Raw genomic sequence first — 12,929 nt, forward strand, 5'->3', positions numbered from 1 at the left:
TATCTAATAATTCGACTATTTTAAAGTTAGTGAATGGCATTTTTAAATGCTAAAACCAAAATTAAAGATTATAAAAACTAATAACTATTAGATCTATAAAATAGATTTGAAAATGCAAAAAAGAATTATATCGACTTTGATGTCTAATAAAATTACTTCAATGAAGAAGAGTTATTTAAACTAAAATTTCTTTTACTTCAAACAGTTTAGGAATTGAAACCTTCCATCCATAAGTATCTTGAAGTTTTAGTCGCAGCGCATCTTGTGCTGTAGGCTCTCCGTGAATTAAAAATGTTTCCTCGGGAATGTTTTTAATTTTGCTAGTCCAATCCAATAGTCCTTGTTGATCTGCGTGGGCAGAAAGACTTTCAATATGGTGTATCTCTGCCTTCACTGGATGATATTTTCCAAAGAATTTTAATTCATGAGCTCCTTCTAACAGCTGTCTCCCACGAGTCCCTTCAGCTTGGTAACCAACTAACAGTACAGAGGTATTCTTCTTGTCAATCATCTGTTTTAGATACGTTAATACTCTTCCGCCTGTAACCATTCCACTTCCAGCAATAACTACTTTGGGCTGTGGATTATCTATGGTCTCCCAAGTTTCTTTATAGGACGTAATTATATTCATCCTATTGCTCATCGCATAAAATTCTTTCATTGGTATTTTGTGCCAGTCTGAAAAATTCTGAAATACCGATAGCACATTATTTCCCATCGGGCTATCAATAAATATTGGAATATTTGGAATTCGGTTTTCATTGTACAATTTCCAAAGCAAAAACATCAAAGTCTGTAGCCGTTCTACCGCAAAAGAAGGAATTATAAGATTCCCCCTATTGTGAATGGTTTTGTTGATGAGTTCTACCAATTTATCTGAAACACTTTCTTGTGGATGAAGTTTGTTTCCATAGGTGCTTTCAATAAATAAATAGTCGGCCCATTTTGGTTTTTCGGGTGGAGAGAGCAATAAGTCGTGTTCGCGACCAATATCTCCAGAGAAAACAAAAGTTTTACCGAAAATATCTAATTCAATAAAAGTGGCTCCAATTATATGCCCGTTATATTTAAATCTATATTTAATATTTTCTGAAAGCTGAAGCCATTGGTCTCTTTCTTCCGATTTAAAAAAGCCTAAGGTTACCTCAGCTTCTTGTAAAGTGTAAAATGGTTCGGCAGGTGTATGTTTAGAATACCCTTCTTTATTGGCCCTTTCAGCTTCTTCCTCGTGAATTTTAGCACTATCTAACAATATAATTTTTGCAATTGCTAATGTTGGTGCCGTTCCAATAATCTTTCCTCTATATCCATTTTTCACCAACCTTGGTAAATACCCTGTGTGATCTAAATGCCCATGTGTTAATAATACCGCGTCTATTGAAGGAATAGCTATAGGTAAATCTTCCCAATTTTTCTTACGAATCTCCTTAACTCCTTGAAACATTCCACAGTCAATTAAAATATTTTGTTCTGGTGTTTCAATATAGAATTTTGACCCTGTAACTGTTCCAGCAGCACCCAAAAAATGAACTTTGATCTTTTGCATAACTAATTGTGTTTACACAAGATTTTTATCTCTTCTAAAATTCGAGCTTGTCTATTCTCAGAAATTCCAAGATGGTCTAAATAAAAATCATCGTTTATTAATTGTTTGCATAGCACTATATCACGACTGAGCAAAAACTGTTTTTCTCGTTGGCTCAGCAAGGTGGATACCGTAATTGGGTAAAGCCCCAATCGATCTATTCGATCTTTAATACCGTTGCCATTAGGATAATCCCAACTTAACAGGTAAAGTCCTACACATTTCCCGTATAGTAAAGCGTCTTCGGTAAATCGTGTATTAGTAACCACCCATCCTTCGGTTGGCATTTCTGATTCATTTTTATCGTTATAATTATTTAAAATATCTCGATATCGGGAATGGATATACAGTGGAATTTTCACATTACAATTTCGACCTTCATCACTGTGAAACTTACATTCTACAACAATAAATTGATCGTTTTTACGTGCAACAACATCAACCTCGTGAAGTACGCATTCTCCTTGTAAAAACTGCCCAGTTTTTACTTTATAGCCACTGTAAAACAACAAGGCAGCTATAAATTTTTCAAAAGGAAATCCCGTTGGTCCTAACTCGTAAATCGCCTTCTTTAGTTTGTATTTTGAAGCATATCCTTTCTTCTCTTTCTTGAGAAGAGCAAAAGCACGATTATATATTTCTTGGGTTGAAATTCCCTGATATAACTCGTCGCGAACAATATTTGAAATTTCATTAACCAATGCCTCTTCCGCACCACTTTTGCGGAGTGAAGATTTCAGTTTTTCAATTGAAAAATCTGCTCTTTCTCCAGAATGCTTAACAACTTCAACAACCATTATTTTTGTAATATAATTAGGTTCTAGAATCGTGAAGCGCCAATATTGGCACTTTAGAATGTACGCCCAAACTTTTAACCAAAGGATTCGTAAAGGCACTGCCAAAAAACCAATGTTTTCTATTTACAAAAGCTATCAGCCCACTTTTGCGTTCATCAACAAACGCAAGCAATCCTTCTTTAACTCCTACCCTATCAAGCCAATGATAGGTGAATTCTAAATCTTTAATGTGGTTTTCAAGCTGAGTCCTATTATTCCTTTGTCTTTCAGTAAGATCAGCTTCTTTCCCAATGTGTAAAATTCGAATTGGTGATTTACCTTGTTTGGCAATTTTCACAAAGGTTTTCATCTCACTTTCGATATATAGATTTTTGAAATTGGTTGGAAATACAATCTCGTTAATTTCTCTGTACGATATGTTTGAAGGAATTGCAAGAACGGCACAATCCCTTATATTTTCCATAATATTTACCGAGTTTCTACCGTAAGCAACTTCACCATCATTAGTTATACCACGGGTTCCCATCACAATTAGATCGATATTATTTTTCTTTACTTTTTCTCCTATCAAATCGATAAAAGATCCAAATTTGTGGTCGTAGTATATGGTATGTTTAGGATTATCAGCTAAGAGATTAACCTTGTTTTTCAGGAAAGTCATTTTTTCTGCTGAAAGTCTAGCGGCCAAATCATACTCAGATGGTTCTGGTTCTGGAAATAAAAAATTTCCACGAGCAGAATGCTGTATAAAATAAGAGTGAAAAATATAGAATGTACAATCTATGTTTTTAAAAAGTTCAAAGGCATACACTATAGCATTAAATGCATTTCGCGAATAATCTGTAGGAATTAGTATGTTTTTATGCATAGCTGAAAATTTATTTGTGTTTTGAACCCCACTCTAAAACTCTATGTTCTTAAATCGTGCATTGCTAATAGAGGAACATTAGTATGTTTCCCTAGTTCTTTGACCATAGGGTTTGAAAATATACTACCAAAGAAGTTATGTTTTTTATTTACAATGGCAATCATTTCGCTTTCTCGACTTTGAACAAAACAACTTACACCATCTTTTAAATCTACATTATACAGCCTATGATGTGTAAAGGAAGCTGGATCTAATATTTTCTCTAAAAGTAATTTATTCTCTATTTGTGGTTTAGATAATGCTTTGCCTTTCTGAACGTGTAGTATGCGAATTGGCGCATTTAATAATCGAGAAATCTCAACTAAAGTGGACAGCTCTTTTTCCTTGTAATGCGTTCTAAAGCTAGTTGGAAAAACAATTTCGTTTGGTTCTTTAAATAAAACTGTAGATGGAATAGCTAAAACTGGACAACTCCTAATTTTTTCCATCACATTTACGGCATTACTTCCTAATATAACGGTTTTATTATCCGTTTCACCTTGAGTTCCCATAATAACAAGTTCTATGTCTTCTCTGGCAACAACATTTTTCATTAGCTCGAAAAAAGGTCCAAATTCACTAAAATATTTAAAACTGTGTTTCTCGTTATCTTCATAAAAACTCATTTGAACTTTTAATCTTTCAATATTCTTTTCAGAACGTTCTTTAACAATACTTAGGTCTTTTTCAGTTGGATGAGGACTCAATAAATTGTCTTTAGAGTATCCAGATAAATAATATGTGTTTAGAATAAAAAATTCACAATATTCGCGTTTATACAGCTCCATGGCATATTTAATAGCATTAAATGCATTGCGTGAAAAATCTGTGGGTATTAATATTCTTTTCTTCATAATATCTGTTTATTTAAATTCTTAATTTACATTTTTTTATTTACTCTGCGATGGAATAACTAAAAGTGGCACATAATCGTGTTTTCCTATCCTACTTACCACTGACTCACGGAAAAGTTGTTTTATAAAACTGTGTTTATGATGTATGATTGCAAATAGATCGATATCCTTTTCATCTATAAAAGAATGTAAGGTATTAGAAATATTTCCCTTTTTGGGTATAAAGTGAAAATCTACATCGTATTCAGTTAAGTCTATTATAAACTTGTCGTAGTTTTCTTTTTGTGTTTTGTCCAGCTCTTTCTCTGAACCTACATTAATAATGTTGATTTGTGAATTAAACTGTCTAACTAGCCTTGTGATTGGTTTAAATTTTGAAAAACTAAAAAACTCGTTGTAATCACTAGCGAAACCAATCCTTAAAGGAACTACAAACTTTACGTGATTTGGAACAATGAGTAAAGGACAGTTTTCTAATGATTTTAAAACTTTTATTGTTGTACTCCCCACCAACACATCTTCTGCACTGGTACGCCCTTTATCTCCCATCACTACAAGGCTTACCTCGTCTTCTTTAACCATTTTATTGATGGTACTCGACAAGGATTCTGGGGTTACAATAAATTCATATTTATGATTTTGCTTCGGGGTGTTTAGTTCTATTTTTTGAAGCAATTTTTCACTTTCTTCTTCAGGATTTATTTTGGCGGTTTCTGCTTTTACACTAATTCCTGCTAAATTGTTATTATTTCTACTCTGTGAACTATAAGAGTGTAAAACTACTATATGTATGGACTCATCACCGTAAAGCTTTGAAACATAGTGCAATGCAGCATATGCATTTTCAGAAAAGTCGGAAGGGACAATTATTTTTTTCATAGACTAAAAAATAAGTGGTTTAAGCCTCAATGTATCTAAAATTAATTCTTGATACCTATGTGGTTTCGGTTGTATAAATTATTTAAAATTCCATAGATAACAAAGAATAATTAAATAAATGATTGCTTAAATATTATTACTAACGCGGTAAGTTTTGAAGTACTAAAAAGGGAATATCAATTTTTAAACCTATCTTTTCAATAGTTGACTTATAAAGAATATTTTCTAGATAGGAATGCCGTGTATTAACCATCACTAGCATATCGATAGGGTTTTCTATAATAAACTTATTTACTGCTTTGGTAACGTTCTTTTTATCCTTTTGAACAAAATCTATCTGATTTTCACTTAAACAAGCCTCCATAAAAGTTATGTTATCCTGCTGTCGTAGAGACAAGTTGTTAAATTTTGAAACATATAAGAAGTTGATTTTAGAAGCAAAGCACTTAGCTAGTGATCCTAATAGTTTTAATTCTCTTCTTTTAAATGGAATCATAAAATCTGATGGAAATAAGATGTTTTTAGGATGCACATCGGTATAGATTTCTGGAATGGCCAAAACTGGACATTTTACATATTTAATAACTTGGAGTGTATTACTTCCAAACGTCATATTTTTATCGTCGGTTTCGCCTTGTGTTCCCATTACTACAATATCAGCATTTTTACTTTCTACCCATTCATTCACAGTATCTACCAATAAACCAAATTCAGCAACTGTAATTATTTTATGTTTTGGATTTGGTGAATAAGTAAAAAGATCCTTTTTCATTCTAGCTAGTTTCTCTTCTACATCACTAAGTAATTTCGTCTTTAAATTGTCAAAATCGGCATTTGGCGACTTTAATTTTTCATTGTAAACCCTATCGGCATAAGCGTGAATAAGATATATCTCAGAATGACCGTGTTTAAATAACTCGGCTGCGTACTTTGCGGCATTCATAGAGTTTTTTGAAAAATCGACAGGAATTAAAATTTTGTGCATTAGTAAATATTTAGAGGTTTATAAGTAAATATAAGGTTTTCTTACTGAAATAAATATGATAAGTATCAGCTAAGCACTTGATATTTAAGGTTTCATTATGAGACATTAGGTTTTAAGTTTCGTAACTTAAAAATAAAAACATTATGAAACTTTCTGTTATTTCGTATTTGGTATTAACCACTCTAGTATTGGCGACAGTTGCGATATTTGCGGCATTAGGATTCTCCTTCAACTATATTTTCTTTCTCACTGTTATAGGTGAAATTTTATTAATATTTTCTGTCTATAGCGTTTTGACTGATTATTATAATACAGATAAAAAATTTAAAGATTTTTATGAAGATCATCCGATAAAAAAAGAAGAAGATAAACTTTAAAATTTCTTTTAATTATTTATCAAAGCCTTTTTTTTTTAAGTAAAATGCTTATAAATATTAACTATTCGTGAATTACTAAAAACGGGACATTTGGTTCATAACTCACCAATTTACCCACTGGTCTTAATAATAAACGCTCAATAAAATTTAAATTTTTAGCTACAATGGACACCATACTTATGTCCCAAGTTTCTATAAAATTTTTAAGCCCCGCTTCAAGTTCTTTATTTTCTACAAAATGAAAACTGTGTTTCTTTTCTCTAAAAGAATAGTGTAAAAACCCTTTATTGTCGGTTTGTTCGCTATTAAGGCCAAGATTATGTGTTCTTATATTAAGTACCCGAAGTGCCGAATTATGTAATTCCAAATTATCGGAAAGTGTCGTAAATATTTTACTTCTGAATATATTGTTATAATCAGTTATAAAGGCAATGTTGCTAACTTCTCTGAATCTAGCATTACCAGGAATAGCTATTATAGAACATTTTACCTTCGTTATTACTTTACAGGTGTTACTTCCTAACCTTTTTGAACTAGAAACAGACGTTCCTCTAGTGCCCATTAAAATATAATCTATTTCCTTCTCAATTACCTGCTTGCGAATGGCTTCAACTAAATTCAAGTCTTCTTCTATAGCAAAAAATTTATGCTTAGAGTTTAATTTAGAGGCATTACAAGTTTTAATTAACGATTTAAGTTTAGATGAAGCGTTTTGAAGTGTAGCAACTTCAGCGATAGATTCTGTGATACCCTCACCCTCTCCACTTGGATTTTGCATGTTATTTGAAGCCACATGAAGCAAATAAAAACTGACTGGAATATCAGCAAAGTAATCTAATGCATAACGAATTGCATTATGCGAATTTTTAGAAAAATCTGTAGGAATTAAAATATTTTTCATTTTACCAAAGTCTCACAGACAAAGTTATACCTAAGCTTTGATAGGTGAAATGATAAAAATCAGTTTTGAAAGAAGAAACTTTGTTATTCTATATACTTCAACCTTTCTAAATCTACAATATGAATATCACGTCCTTCAATTTCAATAATTCCATTTTTTTTGAATTCAGATAGTGTTCTAATTAAACTTTCTGTTGCTATTCCTGCAGTTGCAGCTAGATCGTTACGTGAAATTCGCAAAGGTGATGATGTATTTTTATTCATAATTTCAGCAAACTGAATGATTGTAGACGCTGTTTTCCTTCTAACCGAACTATAAGCCATCTTTACTAATTGCTGTTTTATATCGATTAAATTATCACTGAGAAGATTCATTAATTCTAAACTAACATCCTTACTTTTTAATAAAATCTCCTTTAAATAAGTCTTAGATAAGCTAACCAGTTCTACATCTTCTACAGCTGTAGCAAACTCGGCATAAGGTAAATTATCATCAAAAGAAGTAAAGCCTAAAAAGTCGTCGGCTTTATATAATCCAGTAATAAGTTCTTTTACATTATCGTCCATGGTATGAGTCTTTACCACTCCTTTGGTCAATAAAAAAATATTATTGGAGTGATCCCCAGCACGATAAATTGTTTCCCCTTTTTTATAGTTTGCAACGCTACCTTCATCGCAAAAATAATTTTTAAGCTGATTTAAATTCCTTGGGGTTTCTTGGTCTTCATCGTTATCTAAATTTAATCCAACGCTATTTGAACGCATTGAAAAGATTGCAGATTTCGCTAATCTACTTTCTATGGCACTAATTAAATCCCCTTCATCAAATGGTTTAGTGAGGTAATCATCTGCCCCCATATCCATTCCTTTTCTTATTTCTTTATGTTCGGTTTTAGCCGTAAGAAATATAAAGGGTATATGAGATGTTTTTTCATTTGAAGCTAAGGCTTCCAATACGCCATAACCATCTATCTCAGGCATCATAATATCACAAACCACTATGTCTGGAATCTCCTTTAAAGCTTGTTCTATACCCAACCTGCCATTAGCAGCTGTAATTACATTATAATCTGATAGCTCTAAAAGCTCAGCTGTATTTTCTCTAAGTGCTGTATCGTCTTCAATTAGAAGTATTTTCTTCATATTAACTTTTTGGAGTTTTGTTTGGGAAGGTAATAATAAATGTACTTCCTTTATTTTCTTCACTTTCGAAAATTATAGTTCCACCTATATTGTTTAGATGGCTTTTAACAATATTTAAACCAATGCCAGTACCTTGATTTAACAAAGCATTTTCAGCTCTAAAATATCTATTAAAAATAAATTTCTGCTCTTTTAAAGGAATACCAATTCCTTGATCGACAATTTTAATGCTCATAGTGTCGTCTTTAGGCATTACAATTACATCAATACTTGTATTTTCTGGCGAATATTTTATAGCGTTATTAATTAAATTGGTTAATGATAATTCTAAAATTTTTTCATCAAAATAAACCTGTATGCCGTCTATGTTTTTTGGATAGTTAATTTGCTGACCTTCCTTTAAAAGCATATTGGCATTATAAATCACTTCATTTATTACTTTACTTAATGGAAAAGTACTGTATTTATAAGTTTCCCTCCCAGATTCTAGGCGCTCAATAGATAAAAAGTCGTTGAGGATATTATTTAGGTACTTTACTTTATTTTGAATAGTTTTTAAGTGTTTCTCTCTCTTGTCCTGCTGACTAGTCTCCTTGTACTTCCCTAACAATGTTGCAGATGTAAGAATTCCACTTAAGGGGGTTTTAAATTCGTGTGAAACTAAAGATAAGAACTTTGTTTTAAGCTCTCCTAACTCTCGTTCTTTTCTTAAAGACTCTTTAATTTTATCCTCGGCATCCTTTCTTTTTACTACTTCTTTTTCGAGTTCAATAATACTTTCTTTTAAAGCCTGGGTTCGCTTTTCAATTTTTAGTTCTAATTCGTTATTAAGCTCTCTAATTTGCAACTCTTGTTGTTTTCTAACAGTGATATCGGTAACCAAAGCCATCACATACTTACTGCCATAGACTTCAAATGGATTTAGTCCAGCTTCAACAGGAAAGGTACTGCCATCTTTTCTTTTACCATACAAATCACGACCATGACCCATTTGCCTCGGGTCGCTATTTTCCATAAACTCATTAACTTGAACATGGTGATTACTTCTATATTCCTGAGGTATTAAAACATTGAGATTTTTACCAATTAGTTCCCCGTATTCGTAGCCAAACATTTTATCACCTGCATCATTAGAGGTTACAATTTCATGTTTGTCGTTAACAATAACAATTCCTTCTGAAATAGCTTCAGAAAGAATTTTAAAAATATTACCTTTTTTTTCGTCAAATACCTTCATTCCTTACAAAAGTAAGGAATTTTATCAGTTTCCCTTAACTGATTTATATCATTAAATTTAAAATGAAATAAAACTAGATTTACACACTTTATAACCACATAATTATAGGTATAATGGATAAACCACAATTGCTTTTTTACCAGAAAATGGGAGAATTATTTTACGCAATTGCAGCTGCTGATAAAGTTGTGCGCAAAGAAGAATATGATATTCTTAAAAACATGGTTCTAAATAAATGGAAAAATTTTGATAACGATAAAGATTCATTACAAGTAGACGCAGTACATCAAATTGAAATAGTATTTGATTGGTTCGACTATGAACAGCTTGATGCAAACGACTGTTTCGACAGTTTTGCCGACTATAAAAAAGAAAATTCAAAACTTTTTACTGAAGAGCGAAAAAAACTAATTTGGAAAACTGCTGATGCTATTGCTAGTTCATTTTCAGGGAAAAACAAAAGCGAACTTGTAATGCTTGCCAAATTAAAATTATTACTTGAAAAATAACTCTTATTTAAATTAACTTTCTTCCCGACACTAAAAATCTTTCGTTATTTTTATAAATTAAACCAAAACTAAAATGAAAAACCTTCTTCCAATCCTTGCCTTTCTTGCACTTCTTGCCTGTAAGAATGACACTAATACAGTAAAAATTGAAAATGAAGAAGAACAACTAATTAAAGAAAGTGTTGATTCTTTTAGTGTTACAGATAAGGACTTGAATTTAATGGAGCAAACTCTAGATATTAAGAGAAAAGAACTACTTGAAAAAAAAGATCAAAAAGAAGAATTAGAGCCATTATTAGTTTCTAAGTCATTTTTAAAAAAAGATGAATGGTTTACATTAGATTTTAAATACCCTTATTTAAATGAAAAAATTAAACCACAGTTTGAGAACTTTAATGAGTATATCAAGAATAATTATTTAGACATTAAAGAAATAGAAAAGCAAATTTTAGAGGAAAAGCGCTTGTGTGATTCATTAGGAATTCCAAGGCAAAATGAACTGCGAAGTGTTGATTACAAAATCTATAATCTTAACGACAAAATAATAAGTGTGCTTTTCTACAAAGAAAATCACTACACGGGTGCAGCCCATGCTGCTTATACTTTTGAGACTTTAAACTTTGATTTAGAGCGCGGAGTTTTCTTAAATTTCGAAGATTTTTTTAACGACGGAACAGAAGATGAAGTACAAGAGATTTTAAACGAAAATTTAAATAAAAAAATCCAATCGGGGGAAATGTACTACGATTGTTGGACAATCTCTGACGACGATTTTTTCAATGCTAAAAATAACTTTGTTATAAACGATATGGAAGTCGAATACTATTTTGACGACTGCATTATCTGCCCTTCATACACTGGTACGTATTCAATAAAAATACCTTTAGAAATGTTGAGACCAGTGCTTAGAAAGCATAAAAAGAATCTTTTTATGTTATAATTTAGCAGTATAATTTTTGAAAAATTAGCGAACAAACCTTGGTAATTTAGCCTTCAAATATTATATTATCGTTTAAATATAAATCGTATTAAGTCGCAGCCAAATACTAATATTATTTGGTAGATTTAATCTTATAGAAATGCTATGAAAAGTAATTTTAAAGATATAATTAACTCCGAAACACCTGTTCTTGTCGATTTTTTCGCTGATTGGTGTGGGCCTTGTAAAATGCTAGCTCCTATTTTAAAACAAGTGAAAGATGAACTTGGTGATACCGTAAAAATCGTAAAGATAGACGTTGACAAAAATCAACCGCTTGCGGCACAATTTCAAGTGAGAGGTGTTCCTACCATGATTCTGTTCCGTAATGGAGAGCAAAAATGGCGTCAGAGTGGTGTTTTGCAAAAAGATGATTTAATTGCTATTATCAATCAGCATAAAAACTGATGGAATTAAATCGATATATAGACCATACCCTTCTTAAAGCCACAGCAACAAAAGATGATATAATCAAACTTTGTGATGAAGCTAAGGAGTATAACTTTTATGCTGTTTGTGTGAATAGCTGCTACATTTCACTGGTAAAAAACGAACTAAAAAATAGCGACGTAAAAATTGCTGCAGTAGTTAGTTTTCCTTTGGGAGCGAATTCTACCAATTCTAAATTATTCGAAGCAGAACAATGTGTACAAGAAGATGCCGATGAAATTGATATGGTACTTAACCTAGGATTTTTGAAGTCTGAAATGTTTGAGGCTATCGAAAAGGAAATTTCAGATATAAAACAGGCAATTGAAGGTAAAGTTTTAAAAGTAATTCTTGAGACTTGTTATTTAACCAACAGTGAAATAATTACCGCTTGTAAAATTTCAAAAGCAGCTGGAGCAGATTTTGTGAAAACATCCACAGGATTTGGCACTGGTGGAGCCACCGAGAATGCCGTGAAATTAATGGTTGAAACTGTAGGTGACACATTAAAAATAAAAGCTTCTGGGGGCATAAGAGACGTAAAGACAGCAAGAAAATACATCGATTTAGGCGTGAGTAGAATAGGAACTTCCTCCGGAATTCAAATTGTTACATCGAGCAAAACAAATACAAATGAGCACACATATTGAAGCCAAAACAGGTGAAGTTGCAGAATCTGTTCTTCTTCCTGGCGACCCTTTACGAGCAAAATGGATAGCTGAAACTTATTTAAAAGATGTTCACTGCTATAACGAAGTACGCGGAATGTATGGTTTTACTGGCTCTTACAAAGGTAAGCGCATTTCGGTTCAAGGTACTGGAATGGGTGTTCCTTCAACCTTAATTTACTGTCACGAACTTATTGAGGATTATGGTGTAAAAAACTTAATTAGAGTAGGTTCGGCAGGTAGCTATAAAAAAGATATTAATGTTCGCGATATAGTGATTGCAATGGCAGCTTCATCTAATTCTGGCATCAATAAATCCCGTTTCTCAAACTCAGATTTCGCTCCTACTGCCAATTTCGATTTGTTTATGAAAGCTGTGCTTTATGCTAAAGAAAACAACATCAAATTAACAGCTGGAAACATTCTTACAACCGATCATTTCTACGAAGATAATGTTGAAGATTATAAAAAATGGGCTGAATATGGAGTACTTTGCGTCGAAATGGAAACTGCAGGACTTTATACTATCGCTTCAAAACACAATGTAAAAGCATTGGCTATTCTTACTATTTCAGACTCCTTAGTAACTGGTGAAACTACAACTTCTGAAGAACGAGAAAGCAGTTTTTCTAAGATGATTGACATAGCATTAAACACCGTTTAGTAAGAAGTAGAAAAGC

The 12,929-nt window shown here is 32.1% G+C and carries 15 protein-coding genes; 6 read left to right on the forward strand and 9 right to left on the reverse strand.

Features of this window, described 5'->3' with window-relative positions; all coding sequences use genetic code 11:
* Positions 1-175: 175 nt before the first annotated feature.
* The 6 genes from RT250_RS09585 to RT250_RS09610 all read right to left on the reverse strand — a co-directional run bounded on the left by RT250_RS09585 (position 176) and on the right by RT250_RS09610 (position 6,007).
* The gene (locus tag RT250_RS09585; RefSeq protein WP_313114384.1) at positions 176-1,546 is read right to left on the reverse strand and encodes an MBL fold metallo-hydrolase RNA specificity domain-containing protein; all 1,371 of its coding nucleotides are present in this window, start codon (positions 1,544-1,546) and stop codon (positions 176-178) included.
* A gap of 2 nt (positions 1,547-1,548) precedes the next feature.
* Entirely contained in the window at positions 1,549-2,382 is an 834-nt protein-coding gene (locus RT250_RS09590) for an ATP cone domain-containing protein (protein ID WP_313114386.1), read from the reverse strand.
* A gap of 16 nt (positions 2,383-2,398) precedes the next feature.
* Positions 2,399-3,250 (reverse strand): universal stress protein, encoded by an 852-nt coding sequence (locus RT250_RS09595; RefSeq protein ID WP_313114389.1) that lies wholly within the window; start codon positions 3,248-3,250, stop codon positions 2,399-2,401.
* 41 nt (positions 3,251-3,291) lie between these two features.
* A complete protein-coding gene (locus RT250_RS09600; protein WP_313114391.1) occupies positions 3,292-4,143 on the reverse strand; it encodes a universal stress protein in 852 nt (283 codons plus the stop codon).
* A 36-nt stretch (positions 4,144-4,179) separates the two neighbouring features.
* Positions 4,180-5,022: a universal stress protein gene (locus tag RT250_RS09605; protein ID WP_313114393.1), complete on the reverse strand. Its 843-nt coding sequence runs from the start codon at positions 5,020-5,022 to the stop codon at positions 4,180-4,182.
* A 139-nt stretch (positions 5,023-5,161) separates the two neighbouring features.
* Complete coding sequence (locus tag RT250_RS09610) at positions 5,162-6,007, reverse strand: universal stress protein (protein WP_313114395.1); 846 nt, start codon at positions 6,005-6,007, stop codon at positions 5,162-5,164.
* 143 nt (positions 6,008-6,150) lie between these two features.
* On the opposite strand from RT250_RS09610, the gene RT250_RS09615 reads away from it, so the two are divergent.
* The gene (locus RT250_RS09615) at positions 6,151-6,384 is read left to right on the forward strand and encodes a hypothetical protein (RefSeq protein ID WP_313114398.1); all 234 of its coding nucleotides are present in this window, start codon (positions 6,151-6,153) and stop codon (positions 6,382-6,384) included.
* A 61-nt stretch (positions 6,385-6,445) separates the two neighbouring features.
* Here RT250_RS09615 and RT250_RS09620 read toward each other — a convergent pair whose 3' ends face one another.
* The 3 genes from RT250_RS09620 to RT250_RS09630 all read right to left on the reverse strand — a co-directional run bounded on the left by RT250_RS09620 (position 6,446) and on the right by RT250_RS09630 (position 9,664).
* Complete coding sequence (locus RT250_RS09620) at positions 6,446-7,285, reverse strand: universal stress protein (RefSeq protein ID WP_313114400.1); 840 nt, start codon at positions 7,283-7,285, stop codon at positions 6,446-6,448.
* Between the two features lie 83 nt (positions 7,286-7,368).
* Positions 7,369-8,427, reverse strand: coding sequence for a response regulator (locus RT250_RS09625; protein ID WP_313114402.1), 1,059 nt, complete (start codon positions 8,425-8,427; stop codon positions 7,369-7,371).
* A 1-nt stretch (position 8,428) separates the two neighbouring features.
* Positions 8,429-9,664 (reverse strand): PAS domain-containing sensor histidine kinase, encoded by a 1,236-nt coding sequence (locus RT250_RS09630; RefSeq protein ID WP_313114404.1) that lies wholly within the window; start codon positions 9,662-9,664, stop codon positions 8,429-8,431.
* A 113-nt stretch (positions 9,665-9,777) separates the two neighbouring features.
* Here RT250_RS09630 and RT250_RS09635 point away from each other — a divergent pair, with 113 nt between their 5' ends.
* The 5 genes from RT250_RS09635 to deoD all read left to right on the forward strand — a co-directional run bounded on the left by RT250_RS09635 (position 9,778) and on the right by deoD (position 12,913).
* Positions 9,778-10,173, forward strand: coding sequence for a hypothetical protein (locus RT250_RS09635; RefSeq protein ID WP_313114407.1), 396 nt, complete (start codon positions 9,778-9,780; stop codon positions 10,171-10,173).
* Between the two features lie 73 nt (positions 10,174-10,246).
* A complete protein-coding gene (locus tag RT250_RS09640; protein ID WP_313114408.1) occupies positions 10,247-11,113 on the forward strand; it encodes a DUF3298 and DUF4163 domain-containing protein in 867 nt (288 codons plus the stop codon).
* A gap of 144 nt (positions 11,114-11,257) precedes the next feature.
* Positions 11,258-11,560: a thioredoxin gene (trxA, locus tag RT250_RS09645; protein WP_313114411.1), complete on the forward strand. Its 303-nt coding sequence runs from the start codon at positions 11,258-11,260 to the stop codon at positions 11,558-11,560.
* On the forward strand, positions 11,560-12,231 hold the full coding sequence (gene deoC, locus RT250_RS09650; RefSeq protein ID WP_313114413.1) for a deoxyribose-phosphate aldolase: 672 nt from the start codon (positions 11,560-11,562) through the stop codon (positions 12,229-12,231). Before trxA ends, deoC begins: the two co-directional genes overlap by 1 nt.
* Positions 12,215-12,913 carry a purine-nucleoside phosphorylase gene (gene deoD, locus RT250_RS09655; protein ID WP_313114414.1) on the forward strand — a complete coding sequence of 233 codons (699 nt, stop codon included), beginning with the start codon at positions 12,215-12,217 and terminating at the stop codon, positions 12,911-12,913. Before deoC ends, deoD begins: the two co-directional genes overlap by 17 nt.
* Positions 12,914-12,929 lie beyond the last annotated feature (16 nt).

Source organism: Aequorivita sediminis (genome assembly GCF_032080575.2).
GTDB classification, from domain to species: Bacteria; Bacteroidota; Bacteroidia; order Flavobacteriales; family Flavobacteriaceae; genus Aequorivita; species Aequorivita sediminis.